Annotated in this window: 20 protein-coding genes and 1 riboswitch; of the genes, 4 read left to right on the top strand and 16 right to left on the bottom strand. The window is 45.7% G+C overall.

Annotated elements, in window-relative coordinates; genetic code table 11:
* The 5 genes from moaE to moaA all read right to left on the bottom strand — a co-directional run bounded on the left by moaE (position 1) and on the right by moaA (position 2,852).
* Entirely contained in the window at positions 1–465 is a 465-nt protein-coding gene (gene moaE, locus K0I62_RS00400; protein WP_220069650.1) for a molybdopterin synthase catalytic subunit MoaE, read from the bottom strand.
* A gap of 1 nt (position 466) precedes the next feature.
* Positions 467–718, bottom strand: a complete 252-nt coding sequence (gene moaD / locus K0I62_RS00395) for a molybdopterin synthase sulfur carrier subunit (protein ID WP_220069649.1) — start codon at positions 716–718, stop codon at positions 467–469.
* Between the two features lie 28 nt (positions 719–746).
* Complete coding sequence (gene moaC / locus K0I62_RS00390; RefSeq protein WP_220069648.1) at positions 747–1,223, bottom strand: cyclic pyranopterin monophosphate synthase MoaC; 477 nt, start codon at positions 1,221–1,223, stop codon at positions 747–749.
* Positions 1,216–1,746 (bottom strand): molybdenum cofactor biosynthesis protein B, encoded by a 531-nt coding sequence (gene moaB / locus K0I62_RS00385; protein ID WP_220069647.1) that lies wholly within the window; start codon positions 1,744–1,746, stop codon positions 1,216–1,218. The genes moaC and moaB overlap by 8 nt, the downstream gene beginning before the upstream one ends.
* A gap of 125 nt (positions 1,747–1,871) precedes the next feature.
* Positions 1,872–2,852 (bottom strand): GTP 3',8-cyclase MoaA, encoded by a 981-nt coding sequence (gene moaA / locus K0I62_RS00380; protein WP_220069646.1) that lies wholly within the window; start codon positions 2,850–2,852, stop codon positions 1,872–1,874.
* A riboswitch (molybdenum cofactor riboswitch) is annotated at positions 2,840–2,974 on the bottom strand. Its footprint overlaps the gene before it by 13 nt.
* Before the next feature lie 228 nt (positions 2,975–3,202).
* Here moaA and K0I62_RS00375 point away from each other — a divergent pair.
* Both K0I62_RS00375 and K0I62_RS00370 read left to right on the top strand, forming a co-directional pair.
* Positions 3,203–4,852, top strand: a complete 1,650-nt coding sequence (locus K0I62_RS00375) for an electron transfer flavoprotein-ubiquinone oxidoreductase (RefSeq protein WP_220069645.1) — start codon at positions 3,203–3,205, stop codon at positions 4,850–4,852.
* Positions 4,853–5,096: 244 nt separating this feature from the next.
* Complete coding sequence (locus K0I62_RS00370) at positions 5,097–7,013, top strand: methyl-accepting chemotaxis protein (protein WP_220069644.1); 1,917 nt, start codon at positions 5,097–5,099, stop codon at positions 7,011–7,013.
* 63 nt (positions 7,014–7,076) lie between these two features.
* On the opposite strand, the gene K0I62_RS00365 is transcribed toward K0I62_RS00370, so the two are convergent.
* The 6 genes from K0I62_RS00365 to K0I62_RS00340 all read right to left on the bottom strand — a co-directional run bounded on the left by K0I62_RS00365 (position 7,077) and on the right by K0I62_RS00340 (position 12,226).
* On the bottom strand, positions 7,077–7,400 hold the full coding sequence (locus K0I62_RS00365; RefSeq protein WP_220071230.1) for a DUF4870 domain-containing protein: 324 nt from the start codon (positions 7,398–7,400) through the stop codon (positions 7,077–7,079).
* Between the two features lie 93 nt (positions 7,401–7,493).
* Complete coding sequence (locus K0I62_RS00360; RefSeq protein ID WP_220069643.1) at positions 7,494–8,186, bottom strand: MOSC domain-containing protein; 693 nt, start codon at positions 8,184–8,186, stop codon at positions 7,494–7,496.
* Positions 8,187–8,646: 460 nt separating this feature from the next.
* Positions 8,647–9,486, bottom strand: coding sequence for a PfkB family carbohydrate kinase (locus K0I62_RS00355; protein ID WP_220069642.1), 840 nt, complete (start codon positions 9,484–9,486; stop codon positions 8,647–8,649).
* Positions 9,487–9,812: 326 nt separating this feature from the next.
* Positions 9,813–10,094: a putative quinol monooxygenase gene (locus K0I62_RS00350; protein WP_088903504.1), complete on the bottom strand. Its 282-nt coding sequence runs from the start codon at positions 10,092–10,094 to the stop codon at positions 9,813–9,815.
* Between the two features lie 101 nt (positions 10,095–10,195).
* Positions 10,196–10,819 carry an HD domain-containing protein gene (locus K0I62_RS00345; protein ID WP_220069641.1) on the bottom strand — a complete coding sequence of 208 codons (624 nt, stop codon included), beginning with the start codon at positions 10,817–10,819 and terminating at the stop codon, positions 10,196–10,198.
* 69 nt (positions 10,820–10,888) lie between these two features.
* Positions 10,889–12,226: a coproporphyrinogen III oxidase family protein gene (locus K0I62_RS00340; RefSeq protein ID WP_220069640.1), complete on the bottom strand. Its 1,338-nt coding sequence runs from the start codon at positions 12,224–12,226 to the stop codon at positions 10,889–10,891.
* A 380-nt stretch (positions 12,227–12,606) separates the two neighbouring features.
* Here K0I62_RS00340 and K0I62_RS00335 point away from each other — a divergent pair, with 380 nt between their 5' ends.
* Positions 12,607–13,128 (top strand): phage baseplate protein, encoded by a 522-nt coding sequence (locus K0I62_RS00335; RefSeq protein ID WP_220069639.1) that lies wholly within the window; start codon positions 12,607–12,609, stop codon positions 13,126–13,128.
* Positions 13,129–13,163: 35 nt separating this feature from the next.
* Here K0I62_RS00335 and K0I62_RS00330 read toward each other — a convergent pair whose 3' ends face one another.
* On the bottom strand, positions 13,164–14,033 hold the full coding sequence (locus tag K0I62_RS00330) for an AraC family transcriptional regulator (protein ID WP_220069638.1): 870 nt from the start codon (positions 14,031–14,033) through the stop codon (positions 13,164–13,166).
* A gap of 192 nt (positions 14,034–14,225) precedes the next feature.
* On the opposite strand from K0I62_RS00330, the gene K0I62_RS00325 reads away from it, so the two are divergent.
* Positions 14,226–15,389, top strand: coding sequence for an iron-containing alcohol dehydrogenase (locus K0I62_RS00325; protein ID WP_220069637.1), 1,164 nt, complete (start codon positions 14,226–14,228; stop codon positions 15,387–15,389).
* A 64-nt stretch (positions 15,390–15,453) separates the two neighbouring features.
* Here the strand turns inward: K0I62_RS00325 and K0I62_RS00320 are convergent, their stop codons facing one another.
* The 4 genes from K0I62_RS00320 to fdh3B form a co-directional block, all read right to left on the bottom strand.
* Positions 15,454–16,836: a class II fumarate hydratase gene (locus K0I62_RS00320; protein WP_220069636.1), complete on the bottom strand. Its 1,383-nt coding sequence runs from the start codon at positions 16,834–16,836 to the stop codon at positions 15,454–15,456.
* A 195-nt stretch (positions 16,837–17,031) separates the two neighbouring features.
* Entirely contained in the window at positions 17,032–17,958 is a 927-nt protein-coding gene (locus tag K0I62_RS00315; RefSeq protein ID WP_220069635.1) for a hypothetical protein, read from the bottom strand.
* Between the two features lie 200 nt (positions 17,959–18,158).
* The gene (locus tag K0I62_RS00310; RefSeq protein WP_220069634.1) at positions 18,159–19,148 is read right to left on the bottom strand and encodes a formate dehydrogenase subunit gamma; all 990 of its coding nucleotides are present in this window, start codon (positions 19,146–19,148) and stop codon (positions 18,159–18,161) included.
* 70 nt (positions 19,149–19,218) lie between these two features.
* Positions 19,219–19,788, bottom strand: a complete 570-nt coding sequence (fdh3B, locus tag K0I62_RS00305; protein WP_028763401.1) for a formate dehydrogenase FDH3 subunit beta — start codon at positions 19,786–19,788, stop codon at positions 19,219–19,221.
* Positions 19,789–19,790: the final 2 nt, after the last annotated feature.

Genomic DNA, 19,790 nt, shown 5'->3' with positions numbered 1-19,790 from the left:
CTATTTCTGCCACATTTTAGCGGCTTGCTCATCGGCATCTTTGGCTTCAACCCAATTTTTACCTTGATCACCCGCCTCAAGCTTCCAAAAAGGTGCCTTGGTCTTTAAAAAGTCGATTAAGAACTCACAGGCAGCAAACGCCGCCTTACGATGGGCACTGGTGACACCGATAAAGACTATCTGCTCACCCAAGGCCATGGTGCCGACACGATGAATAATTGTCACCTTGTTGAGCGGCCAACGCTCTCGAGCTTCCACAGCAATTTGATTCAGCACAGCTTCAGTCATACCGGGGTAGTGTTCGAGCGTTAAGTCGGTGACCGCACTGCCGTCATTAAAGTCACGCACTTTACCAATAAAGGTCACCACGGCACCATCACTGTTATCATCGGCAATCCTGGCATACTCATCTGGCACACTAAAATCTTGAGTTTGAACTAGCACTCTGTCTAAAAAAGCACTCATCTTAACCTCCAGTCACAGGAGGAAAGAATGCAACTTCATCACCGTCTTCAACTGGGGTATCCCAGCTGCTAATGGTCTGGTTAACGGCAACCAATAACTTATCAGACGCTAATACCTTGCCCCATTTATCATTTTTTGCCGCTAACTGAGCACGTAAATCTTCCGCAGTTTTAGTTGAATCTGACGCTTCAACCTTTAGTGCGTTTTCGCCAAGAAGCTCTCTGACTTGAGCAAAAAAAAGTACATTTATCATTTATCTACACCTTTAACACGATTGGCATTTATGCTTTGAAGTGGCCCGATTTCCCACCACGTTTTTCAAGTAAACGAGTCTGCGAAATCACCATATCTTTCTGTACCGCTTTACACATATCGTAAATCGTCAACGCCGCAACAGATGCAGCGGTTAGCGCTTCCATCTCAACGCCAGTTTTTCCCGATAATTTACATAGGCTGGTAATTCGAACGCGGTTATGTGCTGGTTGAGCCTCAAGATCGACCTCGACTTTGGTCAACATCAGAGGGTGACACAGAGGGATAAGATCTGAGGTTTTTTTGGCGGCTTGAATACCTGCAATACGGGCGGTGGCAAAAACGTCACCCTTATGATGGCTGCCACTCATGATCATCTCTAGCGTCGATGGCGCCATTTCAATAAAAGCTTCAGCGCGGGCCTCTCGCTCTGTAACGGCTTTCTCGGTGACATCGACCATATGGGCGTTGCCATCGGCATTAATATGGGTGAATTCATTACTCATCAATTGCTACCTTTTTTACGTGCATCACAAAGTTGCAAGGTCTATGTGTTGCATCGAGTTGTTCTTTAATGATGTTATTCCAACCTGTGCGACAAGCGCCAGTTGAGCCTGGCAAACAAAAAATCGCGGTTTTATTTGCAAACCCACCCAGCGCTCGAGATTGAACCGTTGAGGTACCCAGCTCGGTATAAGTGACATGACGAAACAGTTCGCCAAAGCCTTCTATTTCCCGATCAAACAGCGGTCTTACGGCTTCGGGTGTATTGTCGCGCTCGGTAAAGCCGGTTCCACCAGTGGTGATTACCACCTGTACATCATCGGTGGCGATCCATTGCGACAGCACTGAACGGATCTGGTATTTGTCATCTTTAATCAGTTTTCGGTCGATCAGAGTATGCCCTGCGTCCACCAAGGCATCGACTAGAAACTGCCCAGATGTATCTCGACTGAGATCACGCGTGTCAGATAGTGTAAGTACAGCGATATTTAAGGCTTTAAATTTTGAATTAGTACAATGACCCATAACGTCTCTCTTCGCCTAATAGTGAATTATCAGGAAAATCATGCCAAATAAAGGATGTAAGCATGAATTGGCTAAGTATATCCATGACCTAAAACATGATTGTTGAGTTAGGTCATAGAAGTCCGTTAACCACCAATGGATGCTAAATGTTGAGTGACACCAGTAATACCGTCATGGAGAAAATGGGTTTGCTTTTTGGTTTGTAGCTGCCCATGAAGCCTCTCGATCAACTCATCTCGCTGAGAACGCTGCTGTAACAGGTCTCTCAGATCAACACCATGCTCGGTAAACAGACACAGGTGCAACTTACCCTTAGCCGATACTCTAAGACGATTACAACTTGCACAGAAGTTTTTCTCATAGGGCATGATCAAACCGATACGCCCCTTGAAACCACTATGACTAAAGTTTTGTGCTGGACCGTCGTCGACCGCGGATTGATCTAATCCCCAACCATCTTCGAGTAATTGCTTTTTAATGTCAGCACCAGCCAAATGATGCGCATGAAAGTAATCTCGACCAAGTCCAGTTTCCATCAGCTCGATAAAGCGCAGATCGATCGGTGTATGCTTGATCCAGTGTAAGAAGCGAGGTAAATCTTTATCGTTAAGTCCTTTGAGCAACACGGCATTGATCTTAACGCGTTCGAAACCCGCCTCTAACGCCGCATCGACACCACGCATCACATCATCAAATTTGTTCTCACCCGTGATTTGATAAAACATACGTGGGTCAAGGCTATCCACCGACACATTGATCCGCCTTAAACCGGCGTCAAACCACTCTTTGGCATGCTTTTCCAAACGATAACCATTAGTTGTGGTGGCGATAGTTGAGATTTTGTCATTATCGGCAACGATACGAATAATATCGCTAAAATCTTTACGCAGAGTTGGCTCACCGCCAGTGATACGAATTTTTTGAGTACCGACTTCGGCAAAGGCGCCCACAAGATTTTCAATCTCATTAAGATCTAAAAACTTAGGTTTACCATCGGGGCGATAGCCATCGGGTAGGCAATAAGTGCATTTAAAGTTACAGACGTCTGTGACTGACATCCGCAGGTAATGAAACCGTCGACCAAAATTGTCTTGTAATTGAGACATGATCACCTTTCCAAGTAAGGGGAGGTGAGTCAATTTCTTTTCTCACCCCGGTGGCGTTATTGCCACGGCTGACTGCCCATATCTTTTGACGTAGGACTGAAAGCTCGGAGAACCGTCGTTTATCAATTATAGTCTTAATTCAATCGCAGATAATACCTTTAACCAATGATTATTTTCCCAAGATCAATTAACCGTTAAGATTATGTGACACCCCTCACGCTGATTAATCCTATCAATTAGTCTATCTTAACTGCTTAAACTCTGTGCCATGCTCAAATTTTAAGGTAAGGTGTTTAAAAGAATAAAACACCCGTTTCAATCAGGTGATAAGCAATAATAGAGGTGAAGTGATGGAACGCGAATCGATGGAGTTTGATGTCGTTATCGTTGGTGCAGGCCCAGCAGGCTTAGCTACCGCATGTCGACTGATGCAGATTTCTCAAGACAGCGGACAAGAATTATCCGTTTGTGTTGTTGAAAAAGGCTCGGAAGTCGGCGCACATATTTTATCTGGCGCGGTATTCGAACCCAAAGTGCTCGAAGAGCTATTTAGCGACTGGAAAGAGACTGGTGCACCTTTACATACAGCTGTCACTCACGATGAGCTATTTATGCTTAGCTCTGATTCCGCCTCTCGCGCAATGCCCAACGCTTTCATCCCAAAGACCATGCACAACGATGGTAACTATATTATCAGTGTCGGTAATCTCGCTCGCTGGTTAGCCGAGCGCGCTGAAGCCTTAGGTGTCGAAATTTTCCCAGGCTTCCCCGCAAGCGAACTGCTGTTTAATGAAGACAACAGCGTCAAAGGGATCATCATTGGTGATATGGGTATTGGAGCCGATGGCAAAGCTAAAGACAGTTTTGAGCCGGGCATGGAGCTTCATGCTAAATACACCGTATTTAGTGAAGGCTGTCGTGGGCACTTAGGTAAGCAACTGATTGAGAAATATCATCTCGACAATGGTAAAACACCACAACATTACGGACTCGGTTTTAAAGAGATCTGGAAAGTACCAGCCAAGCAACATCAGCAAGGAAAAGTAGTTCATACCGGCGGTTGGCCGCTAACTGATGGTGCCTCTGGCGGAGGATTCCTCTATCACTTAGAAGATAACCAAGTTGCTGTTGGCCTGATCATCGACCTCAATTATCAAAATCCACATTTAAGCCCATTTGATGAGTTCCAACGCTACAAGACTCACCCAGTGATTAGCCAATATTTAACTGGTGGTGAGCGCATCAGTTATGGCGCAAGAGCTATCACTAAAGGCGGCCTAAATTCATTACCTAAAATGAGTTTTCCTGGCGGGCTCATCATCGGCTGCGATGCCGGTACCCTCAACTTTGCCAAGATCAAAGGCACCCATACCGCAATGAAGAGCGGTATGATTGCGGCGGAAACCATCTGTCATGCTCTGCACGCAGGTGTCGAAGGTGGTAAAGATCTCGACTGTTACCAAGAAAAGTTTGACCAAAGCTGGCTAGCGCAAGAGCTTTATACCTCACGTAATTTTGGTCCAGCAATGCATAAATTTGGTGTTTATTTGGGTGGAGCCTTTAACTATATCGACCAAAACTGGTTCGGTGGTAAGTTCCCCGTCACCCTACGTGATGAAAAGCAAGATTACGCCCAAATGGCAGAGATCAGTGCCTATAACAAAATTGACTACCCCAAGCCTGATGGCAAGCTGAGCTTCGATAAGCTTTCATCGGTTTATCTGTCCAATACTTATCATGAAGAAGATCAGCTGTGCCACCTTCGCCTCAAGGATGCCGGTATTCCGCTAACGGTTAACCTTGTTAAATTCGATGAGCCAGCCCAACGTTATTGCCCCGCAGGCGTTTATGAAATCGTTGAAGAAGCGGGTGAAAAGAAATTTATGATCAATGGTCAAAACTGCATTCACTGTAAAACCTGCGATATCAAAGATCCTAGCCAGAATATTACCTGGGTTACACCTGAAGGTGGTGGAGGCCCCAACTACCCTAATATGTAAGATCTCAATGTGTTAACTCATTTAACGCGCCTGAATTAAGGCGCGTTTTAGCTTGCGCTTATAAACATTAATCATCATAATTGCTCACTATACCTACAAGCGTTATCTAAAACGCACAGTTTGAAAAATCCTACCTAAAGATCATTAAATGTTTGAGCTTATTGAATAAATAGCGACTAACCTTAAATGTAGCCAGTCAAACTACCGAATTACTATTCGAATATTGTAGATGTGAGTAAACACAATGAAGCTTAATATGCTAACGATCAAACAAAAAATATTGTTAACGGTAACCGTTGCGGTGCTGCTCTCAACTGTACTGGTAGGCGTACTCAGCCAGCGCAGTGCTAAAGAGGTTGTCGAACAGCGAATGCTGACTTCTGAGCTCCCCAACACTTTGCACGCTATCCGAAATAAAGTCGAAATGGATATCTCTGTGTTAATGAATGCAGCAGAGCAATTAGCCAACAGTAAAATGCTTAAACAGTGGCTAGTCGAAGGACGTCCAGAAAAAAGTGAGTCACTGGTCATCGACCAACTCAAAGGGCTGCAGAAGCAATATAAACTTGCACAGGCCTCCTATGCCGATCGGGAAACCGCGGCCTATTACACCCAAGATGGTTTCTTGCGAGTCTTGACACCAGATCAAGATGGCTGGTTCTTCGGTTATCGCGATAGCGGCCAAGAGCGTATGTTGAACGTCTTTACCGAGGCCAACGGCGAAGTAAAACTGTTTATCAACTATCAACAACCCAATGATAGAGGTTTAGTCGGCCTAGCAAAATCCCTCGATGATATGGTGCGCCTATTGGGCTCATTTAAAATTGAAGATAGCGGATTTGTCTACCTTGTCGATGCAAAAGGACAAGTAAAACTCCATCAAAATACCAGTCAAATAGGCCAAGCCAGCTTAGCTTCACTCTATCCAGAGGCAAATACCAACTCACTGCTATCTCGAAGCAATTTTAACCTCACCAGAACCGAAGTTGATGGTAAGTCGATGTTAGTGGCCAGTAGTTATATTCCCTCAATGGACTGGTATCTAATCGCAGAGGTTCCAGAAAGCGAGGTGTTCGCCTTACTTGAAGAGTCTGCTTTTAAAATCTTACTTTCGACCTTGGTTATCGCCGTTGTATTTATCGGTCTCTCTACGTTTGTCGCCAGTTCAGTCAGTAAGCCCATCGCAAAAGTCGCTGACATGCTACAAGATATCGGCCAAGGTGAAGGTGATCTTCGCCAACGCTTACCCGTCGAAGGAAATGATGAGCTCACGCAGCTAGCCAAAGGTTTTAATAGCTTCATAGAAAAGATCCAGCGCTCTATTATTGAAGTGACCGACACCAGCGTGCAGTTGAGTCAGGCGGCTAAAGATGTTGCCGAACAAGCACAACAGACTTTAGATGACAGCCAGCTGCAAAAAGATCAAACCATGATGGTGGTGACAGCGATAAATGAAATGGGGGCCACTGTTCATGAAATCGCTGGTAATGCAGCCCAAGCCGCCGATAACGCAAAAGAAGCTGACGACGAATCGAATGCAGGTCAGGTTGTCGTCACTCGTGCTCGGGATACCATAAATCAGCTATCAAAAGATGTTGAACAAGTTGGCAATGTTATCGAATCTCTTGCGACTCACACCACCTCTATTGGCAGTATTTTGGATGTGATTAGGGCCGTTTCCGAGCAAACCAACTTGTTAGCACTTAACGCGGCCATTGAGGCTGCTCGTGCTGGTGAGGCTGGCCGAGGATTTGCTGTCGTCGCAGAAGAGGTACGTAATCTGGCCTCTCGTACTGCTGACTCCACCGATGAAGTACAGAAGATGATCGATAATCTGCAAGCCGAAGCAGCCAGAGCTGTGCAGGCCATGACGCAAAGTAAGAGTCGTAGCCAAGAGGGCGTAGAAGCGGTAGATGAAGCGAGCCATTCTCTCAGCGAGATTACCCAACAAATAGGAGCCATTAGCGACATGAATATTCAAGTGGCCGCCGCGACGGAAGAGCAGTCTACCGTTGTTGAAGATATTAATCGTAACGTCACCGAGATCAGCGAAATCACTCAAAGAACCACTGAGACTTCGCAAGCTGTGGCACAAGCGAGTCAGTCGTTAAATCAATTGGCGCTTAGGTTAGATGCCTTAGTCGCTGGTTTTAAAGTGTAACTAAGATTAAAACTAAAAAAGCCCGCTTAACACGGGCTTTTTTTCTCTAACGACAAATCAAGTTCACTCGGGCTTAAAAAACTTTATCGACAGAGGATATTGATAACTAATCCCCTCGCTCGCCTTCATGGCGGCAATAATCGTCACTACAATATCAAAAATGGCCAAAATACCCAGCAAGAGAAAGCCAATACCGACAAACATTAAGATCATACTTATCATCGCATATATCATGACACTAATCTTAAAATTCAAACAGTTGCGACCACATTGATCAACAAACTCAATCTCTTCTCGCTTCATCAACCATACAATCAAAGGCCCCAAAATAGACCCTAATGGAATGAGATAACCTGAAAAGCTGGCAAGATGTACCGCCACGCCCATATTCTTATCATCTCTCGCTAATTCACCATACTCCGCCACGAATTTACCTCCTTGATTATTCATCTATTATTTGAAATATGTTACTCATATACCCTAGCTATCAGCACCAAAAAGGCGCATTTGCCAAGGCTCTATTTTTTTATTCTGCAAACGTCGCTGCAAACTCGTCACCCAAGATTGGGCCAAGCCTTCGCAACAAACAAGCCTGTCATATTCAACAGCATTAAATTCCGTAGCAAAGTAAATTGCCATAGCGTGACGCACGGTGATATCGCTGTGGCGTCCAACGAGAGATATACCATCGCTTGAGTTAATCACCCCTGGAGTTAAAATGCGATAAAACCAACCACATAACCCACTGGTCTGCATCGCCAAGGCAAACTCGGTATGGCCAAACTGGTGATTAAGCTTAAAGCAGGGGGAGCGGGGCTGGGTAACTTGCACAATAACCTCACCGATTGCCAGAATATCACCGATATTCACCATGGTTTCATCAAGCCCAACGGTACTAATGTTTTCTCCCATAGCTGGCGCATCTTTAAAGCCACTCATCATATCCCAGCGGCGATACTGACCATAATGCTCACGAGGAAAGTGATGTAATACGCGGTCGACACCACCATGATGCTTGGGATCTGATTGAGAGTCATGCTCAACGGTTAACTCACCCACAACCAATTGCTGCCGCGGTTGCTTAGCATCTATCATACTGCTGACGCCATCAAACTGCTTTGACTCATCACCAGCATACAATCCCGATATTCTTTCTATCATTGGTTTTATCATAAAGCATCCTATGCCACTACTTTAGCTATGGTCTAGCCAGACTCAGCCGCTATTCGCCATTGTCTCTTCGGTCTTATTAACCAAAAAGTAGAGGGCTACATTCCAATATGCAGGTATAGAAGATAATGATTTTATAGTGATTAATCCATCAATTCTTAGTCGGGTTTGTTGATCTTTCGAGCTTAGTTTTTATTTGAACTCGATAATACAAGTCCAAGGCTATAACTGTGGTTGAATAGATTTTCCTTGATGACAGTTTCAACGGCAAAGTCGGCACCCCACATACTCATCATCGTCGAGTGTCATTGACACAAAAAAAAGCCCCTAGGATATCGGGGCGAGAACAGAAAAAAATCAATGTTAGAAAGAAGCTATACATAACAAGGTCAGGGAGTGACTTGCGACCTATATAAACACTTTAATCACGCTGCGTGACACTATAATGACAATATCACCTTGCTTAAACAGATAGGTATTGCTTTAGCCCTTTGCCAGGAATAGAGCTTTGAGTGGCAACAGCGAAGGCGGCCCAACGAGCCCCCTCCTCCATCGCCTCAATAACACTCTCACCTAGCATTAAGCCATGGATTAACCCAGCGGCATACGCATCTCCAGCACCAGTGGTGTCAACCACGTCAGCGGGCTGTGCAGCAACTACCGCCTCACCGTCGGCTTGGTAAAGCATTGCACCAGATTCACCATCTGTGATGATAAAGCCGCACAAGCTTTCACCTGCGATGGTTAACCCATACTCCCAAGGCGATAGATCACTACGACCTGCCATATCAGACTTCGACGCAATTAAATAGTGACAAGGCCTAGGTCTATTATCTTTCGCTAATTGGGCCAATACTAAACAGTCATTTAGTGCCGTCTTAGCCCAGCTAACGGCCCCTTCTGCAGAGGAATTAATATAGAGCGCATCCCACTGAGACCATTTAGGTGGTGCTGCTAATTCAAATATGGGACGTTCAGGACGAATAATAGTGCGCTCGCCATCAGGGGTCATCACCAACAACATCTCACAAGTATTTTGTTCATAGCGCTGTATTAGGCGGCAATCGATCCCCATTGTGCTGGCCTCAGCAAGCAGCCAGTCACCAATTTTGTCTCGCCCAACTTGACTGACTAATCCAACATCATGTCCAGCCCACACGAGTCCAATACCCGTATTGGCACCACCGCCCCCGAGCCTCAGCCCACCATCTTGATAATGGAAACGTCCACCCATCTCTAACGGTTTATTGAGCCTAAGGATACGATCACAATTAAGATTGGCAACCAGCAAGATATTGGCCATGAATGCTCCGGGTAATAGCGGATCAACAGAAGATAAGATCGCCTAAACAAGAATGAGGTTATAGGCCCACAACCTAAATAAACGGGGCCTGCCGAGCTTCATTTATATCAAGGCCTGAAGGCCAGCTCAACTAATTAAGGCTGCTGCAGATACATGCCTTCACTCGCCGGTCGCGAGTATTCAAAGCCACATTTCAGGTAAAGGGCTGGCACATCAGCCATTAAGGTAATGTAGGCGCCCTTTGGCGTCTACATACGCCAATTCAAAGGTGCGGCAGAGCAGCCGCTGTGTCTCAAAGTAGATCATCTCTGTTGCCTTCGCTTCAGCTAAGCCAGCGCGTAATAGCTGCCGCTTGGCGGCGCGGCGAAGAGCGCCATGGCCTCTTGCATCTTGTCACTGGGGTAAGCCTGCACCGAGGCGCGGTGCTGCTCGGCAGACGCCCAACGCTCGACCACCACGAAGCGCCCTACTTCATCGAGCGGACACAAGACTTCGTAACTGAGGCAGCCGGGCGATGCGCAAATATAATCACTTAAAGATAAAAGGAAGGCCTTTAATTCGTCAGCCTGACCTGTGGCGGCCTGAAATTCACCTATACGTACTATCATCTGATTTCCCTGTACAAAATAAAGAAGTCACCAAACTACCCTATTCACAACGACGCTGCAAAGCCTAGTGATTATTCACCCTGACAGCCTAAAAAGCTTATTTAAATCTCCTCGGCCAACTGCGCGAGAAAGTCTTGCATCACTCTGGTACGATGCTTCGCCTCCTCTCTCGCGGCCGCAGTTTGCATGGTATCGGCTAAGGTATACAGCTTCTGTTTAAAGTGATCTAAGGTGTAGCGGCTATCATCCACCACTCTAGAGTGGCATAAGGGATCTTCCGAATGATACAGGGCTCGCCCCAAAGAGGTGCCCACCTGCAGGCAACGCACCACGCCAATGGCGCCCAGAGCATCTAGCCTGTCGGCGTCTTGCACTATCTTGGCTTCCAGCGTTTCGGGGGCGATACCAGCACTATAGCTGTGGGCTAAAATGGCATGATGAATCGCCGCCAAATACTGCTCTGGATAGCCAACCTCGGTGAGAAAAGCGATCGCCTTGTGGGCAGCCAAGGTTGAGCTGAGGTGACGCTGAGGATCGTCTTTGGCCAAAGCCACACAGTCATGCAACCAAGCCGCAGGCACCACCACTTCGGCGCAGGCAGATTCGCTTGCGCGCAGGCGCTTGGCCGTTTTCACCACACGGGTAACATGCTGCAGGTCATGGGCAGCATCGCTTGGTGTGATACCTTGTAGAAATTGTGCAAACAGGGATTCAAAGGCCTGCATTGGTAAGGCTCCGGCAATAAAAAAGGCTGATCTATGATCAGCCTCTTTAGCTCAGATGGCAAATGCCCCTTACATATCACAGGGCTTAAGCGGCTTACGCAGCTGCGCCCGCACGTTATCCATGCCTGAGTAGAACTCTTTCATCATCAAGAGGCCCATCATCTTACCATTATCTGTAACGATCAGGTTATCGGGATCGCTAGGATCATTCTTGATGGCACCGATCGCCTTCATCGAGGTCATCTCTTTAAACAGAGCAAAGTCGAGATTAACACCAAAGGTTTCACGGAAATATTTACGTGATAGACGCCCAGAGAACATGCCCAATAAGAAGCGATACTGCATCACATCTTTCTTGCTATAGTTCTTCTGCTGCTCAACCCCCATACGACCTGCGGCAATGTTTTCCTGATACTTGCGCAGAGAGAAGTTATTCACATACAGGGTGTCGTTCAGGAAACTAAATGATCCAGAGCCGACACCTAGATACTCGTCGTAATCGATCACATACTCATCGAAGCCTTCGTTGTTGGCCTTACCAAATGCCCAAGCTGACAACTGATTATATTGACCCGTCAGACTGTTTAGGATTTGAGTGTACTGACGCGTCATATCCCCCTGAGGCGCGGCAAGCTTACCTTTAACGCTCTTACGAGTTTGATGAGTGATCATCAAAGGATAGGTGGTAATTTGGCGAGGGTCTAAGCGTGAGGCCATATCCAAATCGTGCTGAATCACCTCATCGGTTTGACCTCTAAAGCCGAAGATTAAATCCACATTGATAATTGGAAATAGCTCTTTAGCCGCCATGATCTTGTCAAAAGTCTGTTGACCAGAACCGAATTTCTCTAAACGATCTGTCATCGCTAAAATGTCATCATTAAAGCTTTGAACGCCGATAGACATACGATCCACTAAGCCTTCGAGCAACTTAAAACCAGGGCTATCGAGATGCTGTGGATCTGATTCACACGACACCTCTTTAATGCTAGGAAAGAGCTTTTTCGCATGTTCTATGGTGCGTGCCAGCTCATCTTCCAATACGGTTGTCGTGCCGCCACCGATATACATAGATTCAAAGTCATAACCTAAGGATTTCACCATATCCATCTCTTTGCGCAGGGAGATGAAATAGGCACGCGCCTTATCCTCTTTAAACAGGAAGCGGTGGAAAGTGCAAAAAGAGCAGAGCGTATGACAAAAAGGCACATGGGCATACAACATGTACTTCTTGCCTTCTATAGGTGCAGGCATCATCGATGCAGATTGAGTATCGAGTCGCAAATTCTTATCGACATAATACTGCATCACTCGTTCCATCGAGCTTAGCATCCAGTTGGGGACGGTAATATTGGCTTGATACGGCTTGATCAATCCACCAGAAACCGCTTGAACAATTGACGACATAGTAATTCCTAACTGAACCAGACCTTGAGTTGCAAAGCCATTGAATAAATAAGACTTAAAAGAGATACACATCCTTTTGCGGAACACAAAAGTATCATTTACAAGACATATAAAACGTGAACTGGCTTCGAGTTACAACACCTAGCACCCGATTAACCAAATAATTGTTAAGCATGTCATACTTTAGGTAAAAATAATTAACAGTAATACTTCAAAAGTGTCACTCAGATGGGAGGAGGTAAAAAATGCTTACCTTGCTAGCGCGTCAATCCTTGCGGAATGGAAATGAATGGCGTAATTTAAGCTAATAAAAACAATAAAATAAAATTCATCTTCTCTGTTCTATGCTGGCGAAGATGGATCATACAAGGACGTCTACAATGAAATGGAACCTACTCTTTACAGTTATACTCACCGCGGCACTCGCGCTGTTTGGCTATCTAAAGTACACAGAACTACAGAAAGCCAACGTCGCCAATAGTCAACAACTTGCAGCCCTAAGTAAGCAGATAGCCAATGCGGGAAGCATCATTCCAACCAAGACTATCGCCTATTTCGATCTCGCGTCATGCCCAGAAGGTTGGCAGGCCTATGATAAAGGCCGCGGTCGTTTTCCGCTGGCGGTAAATAACCAAGACAATGACCTGTCAGTGCGTAAACTCAATACCATTGGCGGAACCGAGAAGCACAAGCTGACGATACAAGAATTGCCAAAACATACCCACGTCTACGATGATTGGTACTACTATGACTCGGGAAATGAGCCTGAGTACGCGACGGGAGAAGGTGATGATGTTGGTATGCGTCAACACCAAAAGCGCCGCACAGAACCAGAAGGCCACAGCATAGCCCATAACAACATGCCACCTTTCGTGGTGTTACTACAGTGTATTAAGCTGTGATTTTCATCCCACAGCAATAGGTCCAATCGTTACAACTAGAGCCGGGCACACTCGCCCGGACTCTGATTGAAATAGCGCTTAAACTCTCGACTAAATTGTGCTGCACTCTCATAGCCAACCTCTATAGCCACCTCTTTTACCTTCATTTTTTGCTGTTGGAGTAGCTCTCTTGCTTTGTTAAGCCGTATTTTCTTTAAATACTGAATCGGCGAAGAGGCTGTAACCTCTTTAAAACAGCGATGAAATGCAGAAGGACTCATGTTAACCAAGGCGGCAAGCTGCTCTACTTCGACGCTATCACCATAATTTCGATGTAAAAAGCTCAACGCCTTATCAATACGTGACAAGCGAGTATGACTTAACGCTAACGCATACAACGGTGCCGCATTAGGCAAACTTAAAAGACGATATAATAGCTCCAGCAACATAGGTTTACCCAAAACCTGCGCCTCTAGTGGCGATTGCAGCGCCAATAACAAGCGTTCGACACAGCACTCCATATCTTCACTATTAGCTGCGACAAAATAACCAGACTGACGCGACTCATTAAGATCTTTTGGCACCTTGTTATACTCGTCCATCACGCGAATAAGCTGATTAAGCTGAGCTAAATCGATATCGATCATTAGTACTAATACGGGCTCTTCGACCGACGCAAATGTTTCACATTCAACTGGCATCGGCACCGTCATCACCAAAGAGTTGTGCGGATCGTAGTCGAGTACCTTGTCGTCTAAATACACCCGCTTCTTGCCCTGACCCACAATCAGGATACCTTGGGAATAACACATAGGTCCGCGAGAGCCATAGGTTGAGCTGCGAAACACCTTGATCCCCTCAACGGCAGTATCATTAACGCCCTCTTTTGCCGCTAACGACATCATCAAATTTGCAATACGACTCATCACGCCCCCTATTCAATTGATAAAACCATATCACCAAAACAGGAAAATGCATCAAATTTACGGCAAATACGTCATTATCAAGTAATAAAGATAGGAATAGGCAAGCCAACTCCAGCAATAGGTATTTCTATTTACTCAAACTCAACTAACATTAACCTCAGATTTTACAGCTTGCTAAACAAGGTAATGACTATGCTTAATTTTGACTATCGCAACCCCACACACATCGTTTTTGGTAAAGATAGAATTGCCGAACTCGATAAGCTCATTCCTGCTGACGCTCGCGTAATGGTCACCTATGGTGGCGGCAGCGTTAAACGTTTTGGCACATTAGACAAAGTCATTTCTGCGCTTGGTTCGCGCACCGTCATTGAATTTGGTGGAATTGAAACAAACCCTAAATATGAAACCTTAATCCAAGCAGCAGAGCTCGCACGCAAAGAATCGGTTGATTTCTTATTGGCTGTCGGTGGCGGTTCCGTAATGGATGGCACTAAATTTATTGCCCTAGCAACCAAGTTTTCAGGCGATAGCAGCAGTTTGCTATTCCACGGATTAGCTCCGGCTCCAGTGGATGCTAAAGATGTGCTACCACTGGGTACTATTGCAACTTTGCCTGCAACGGGTTCAGAAATGAATGCCTTTGGGGTAATAAGCTACCAAAATGGCAAGTACTCTGTTAACCATCCAAGCGTCTATCCTACCTTTTCGATTCTCGACCCAACACTCACCTTCAGCTTACCTAAAATTCAAGTGGCTAACGGTGTTGTCGATGCATTCGTTCATGTGCTTGAGCAATACGCGACTTACCCAGCCGATGGCCGAGTACAAGACAGAATGGCAGAAGGGATTATGCGCACTCTGATCGAAATTGGCCCCATTACAGTAGCCGAACCAGAAAACTATCAGGCGCGCGCGAACTTAATGTGGAGCGCCACTTCAGCCCTTAACGGCATGATAGCTGTTGGCGTGCCATTCGATTGGACCACACACGTGATAGGTCATGAACTCACGGCACTGTTCCATATCGATCATGCACAAACTCTGGCAGCCGTATTGCCATCAGTTTGGCGTGTACGTAAAGCCCAGAAGCACGCTAAGTTACTGCAATACGCAGAGCGAGTATGGGACATCACCGAAGGTGATGAAGACAGCCGAGTTGAGCAGGCGATTGTAAAAACCGAAGCTTTCTTCCAGCAAGTAGGGCTCAAAACACGCCTACGTGATTATGATATAACCAAAGAACAGATTGACGATATCATTAACGCTCTGGAAGCTCATGGCATGACGGCGCTATCAGAGTCTGGCGATCTAGGGTTAGATATTAGCCGCGAGATTTTAGAAAAAGCTTGGTAAAACAAGCAGTCTAAACCACTTCAAAGAAGAGACTGATCTTAATCAGTCTCTTTTGCGTTCAGGGTTACTCGGCAAGCCCACCATAGGTCAGCCGCTGTGGATCGAGCAGCTTTGTTAACTCCTCACGGCTCAAATCGGTTAGCTCTTCTGCAACCTCAATGATAGGACGCTGTTGTTGATAGGCTTGTTTAACGATCTTCGCTGCCAGCACATAACCGACGCGAGGAGTTAACGCTGTCACCAAGATCGGGTTGCGAATCAAAGACTCCTCTAGTTTTGCCTGATTGACAGTAAAACTGGCTATCGCCTTATTTGCTAATAGCCGACTAACATTACTCAATATCTCAATACTATGTAATAGATTCGCCGCAATGAGTGGTTGCATTACGTTTAGCTCAAAATTCCCAGACTGGCCGCCAATGGTTATAGCTGTATCATTGCCCATCACTTGTGCCGCCACCATACAAGCCGCCTCTGGGATCACGGGGTTAATTTTCCCGGGCATAATGGAAGATCCTGGCTGCAGCGGCTCTAACACTATCTCGTTAAGGCCCGCTAGCGGCCCTGAGTTCATCCAGCGCAGATCATTGCTGATCTTCATAATCGCAACTGCAGTGGCCTTGAGCTGACCAGACAAGGACACCGCAGTATCATGACTTCCCATACGACTAAACAGATTGTCAGCAGGATGGAAATCCACTCGAGTCAGTACAGCTAATTTTTCACAGAAGATACGCCCAAAATCTTTATGAGTGTTCACGCCAGTGCCAACGGCAGTTCCACCTTGAGCAAGCGCCGACAAAGGCTGACGTAGCGTCTTTAACATATCACTACATTGCTCAATTTGACTCGCCCAACCATTGAGCACCTGATCAAAACGCACCGGCATTGCATCCATTAGATGAGTGCGCCCCGTTTTTGTATGATCACTCAACTGCAACGCCTTTTTCCTGGTCGTTTCTGCCAGCAATGTTAAAGACGGTAACAACGAATGCTCTAAGGCGAGTAAAGCACTAATGTGGATACTAGTGGGAATGATGTCATTGCTGCTCTGACCCATATTAATCACATCATTGGCATGTATCGGCCGCCCTAACTTGGTCGATACCAATGTGGCCAATACCTCATTGGCATTCATATTGGTACTGGTCGCTGAACCTGTTTGAAAAACATCGATAGGAAAATGTCTCATCATATTTGGGTCTGCCAGCAACTGCTGCACCGCTTCGGCGATAGCCTTGGTGATCTGCTGGTCCAGTAATTTTAGGTCCGCATTTGCCTCGGCCGCGGCAAGTTTCGCCAGCAGCAATGCCCGAATAAAATCTCGTGGCATCGAGTGGCCGCTAATGGGAAAATTACTTATCGCTCTTGCCGTTTGAGCACCATATAGTGCATCCACAGGGATCTTGACCTCCCCCATGCTATCTCGTACCAACTTATGTTCCATTTCGGCTCCTTTCCATGCCCTAAAGATACCTTGAGCTTAGGATAAAATGAGCCACCTCACCGCAGGCAGAGTTACTTTGCGATTTATAGTCATAATATTTAATGATTTGGAAGAATTGCAAACAGTGGCTTATAGCTGTTTTTGGTGCTTGTTATTTGTTGTTGGTGATGGTGGTGGTGGTGAAGAGTCTGGAGCTTAGCGATACTTTTGACACAAGATAGAAAAGTCATCTTGTGGGTTTAATAAAAATGCTTCGCCGACAATCGAAGCCATTTGCACTTCCGACACATGAGGGTTGTTGATTTTAAAGATTCGTCGTTCATTTAACTTACTTGCAAGCAAACTGTCGCAGTGATGTCGATAAAACAGTTGTTCAAATTGGCCATTATCAATAATTCTTTGAAGACCAATCTTTATCCTCTTAGCCAACCGTGGCTTGCTAGGTGAAACGTAATAATAGGTCGCTAGCGGTATGTGTAAAGCAATGTATTCATCAACGACAAAATCTGGATAGTACTGCTTAAATCGCTTAATTTCGAGAAAGACTTCATTCACCCCTCGACCAAATGTTACAAACCGCCCTTTAGACAACATATTGAACAAGCTATCGTATTGTGTACTTTCAATCACCTCAAACCCAGCCTGTTGCATGGCAACTTTAGTCGACCATTGGCTCCCAGAACCAGTTTCGAGCGACATTAGCTGTGTTAGTGTGGTGATGTCAGCCAATATAGCTTGATTTTCCTGTTTAATAATAAATAGCCTAAAGCCCTGAATACCCCGACGGATAGGAATCATTATGGGGATTAACTTCTCATTCCATAATGAATTAGCCGCTTCTGCTACGACATTAACATTCCCCCCCTCTTGCAGCTCTCTGAAGGTCCGATTTCTACTCATAACTATGTTTGAAATCTGCATAGAACCCTCGCCAAAATCGGAGTTGGTGGCTTCAATGATCAGCTCTAAAAGCTCATAGGAATATTGATATCGTTGATCATGTTTAGATGCTGCATTATTAATAAAAAAAACATCTTCAGCATAAGACTGCGGTAGGAACAGAGACGCCCCGAAAGTCAGATAAACGATAAGCCGCTTGACACTAAATATTAGAAAGTTCATTTCGATAAAAAAAAGTCCATCTCATTTATCCTCGTTAGCACGTAATTACAGTTTATTTTTTATTCAGAAAACTTACAATAAATACAAAAATACCACTTAAGAATCGAACAGTATTTGATCAAAACGCTCATTTGTGCTTAAAAAAAACACCTTATCAATTTTATGACAAGGTGTTTTATTTCTAGGGCTTGCTTAAGCAACTACTCTCTATATTTAAGCGTACCGTTTTCTTTGATCTCGTCATACCAAAGATTGTGATGTTGGCTTGCCCAGTTCTCATCACAGTAACCAGATACCATACACTCCATACCGCCTTCAGACATCACGGTTGCCATAAAGATATGTACGATAGAGAAAGCACAAATAACTATAGCACTTACAGAGTGAAGCACTAAAGCGATCAGACTTAGGGTACGGCTAGGCTCGAACAGGTTCGGGAACAGTAACAGCATACCTGAAGCTGAAATAATCAGACCAAATAATGCAAAGGCCCAGAACCACATCTTCTCACCGGCGTTAGCAAAACCAGCATCAGGGTGCTTACCTTTAAATGGACCGAAGTTGATGTAACCACCAACGACTAGGAACCATTTAACGTCATACATCTTAGGTAGCTGGTTCTTTGCCCAGAGTGTGGTCATCAGCGCCCAACCAATCATGAACGGAATCGCCATGAAATCGTGGATCTGCTTAGCGCCATACACTAAGCCAGCCCAGAAACCTTCACCCAGATACGGCTGGAAGAAGAAACGTCCCGCCAGTAGCGTCAACCCCGTGAGGATCAACAGCAGACAAGGGATCGCCCCTAGCCAGTGAATAGAGACATCAAATTTCGACCAGCGATAGACCATCTTGCCCGAGAAGCCATGATGCAACTTGGAGATACCATTCACCTTGATGAACAGTACAAAGATGATGATCATGCCAAACAGCGCCGCCATTAAGGCAGGTGCCAGCCAATCGCTACGAAGCTCAAGTACCCGCAGATCATAGCTGTTGATCGGCTGGTTATGGAACTCACCGTGAGAGGTAGTGTATCCCGTTGCGCCCGCCTGTAGCTCAGACCAAATCTGCCCTTCTGTCGCCTGAGGATTAGCCACAGGTGCATCTTGGGCAAACGACAACGCACTAAACACTGTCCCCACGACTAGAGCTAATACTAGGCCAAATTGTTTGAACCATTTGTTCATATTACATCCTTATCGTCCATACCGAGCCTTGCCTCGGTATGGATTATTGTGGTTTTATACAAGTTGAGGATTAACCCCAAATCGCATTTTTTGAACCACGGTACGCAACACGCTCACGGAAGATGTTTGAGATAACCTCAGCATCACCAGCAAGTAGCGACTTAGTCGCACACAACTCGGCACACATAGGTAGCTTACCTTCAGCAATACGGTTTGAACCGTACTTCTGACGCTCTGCATCTGAATGGTTCTCTTCAGGACCACCGGCACAGAAAGTACACTTATCCATCTTACCGCGGCTACCAAAAGCCCCCTTCTTAGGGAACTGAGGCGCACCAAACGGACAAGCGTATAGGCAGTAACCACAACCGATACAGGTGTCTTTGTTGTGCAGCGTTAGACCATCTTCTGTCTTGTAGAAACAGTTTGCAGGACAAACCGCTTGGCAAGGTGCATCGGTACAATGCATACATGCCACAGAAATTGACGCTTCACCCGGCATACCATCATTAATGGTCACCACGCGGCGACGTTGGATCCCCCACTCTAATGCAGAGTCGTTTTCGTTCTTACATGCAGTGACACAGCCGTTACATTCGATGCAGCGCTTGGTATCACATAAAAATTTCATTGTAGCCATAT

This window comes from Shewanella psychrotolerans (assembly GCF_019457595.1).
GTDB lineage: Bacteria > Pseudomonadota > Gammaproteobacteria > Enterobacterales > Shewanellaceae > Shewanella > Shewanella psychrotolerans.
Note: the sequence above shows the minus strand (reverse complement) of the source record. Positions and strands in the feature narration are given on the sequence as shown.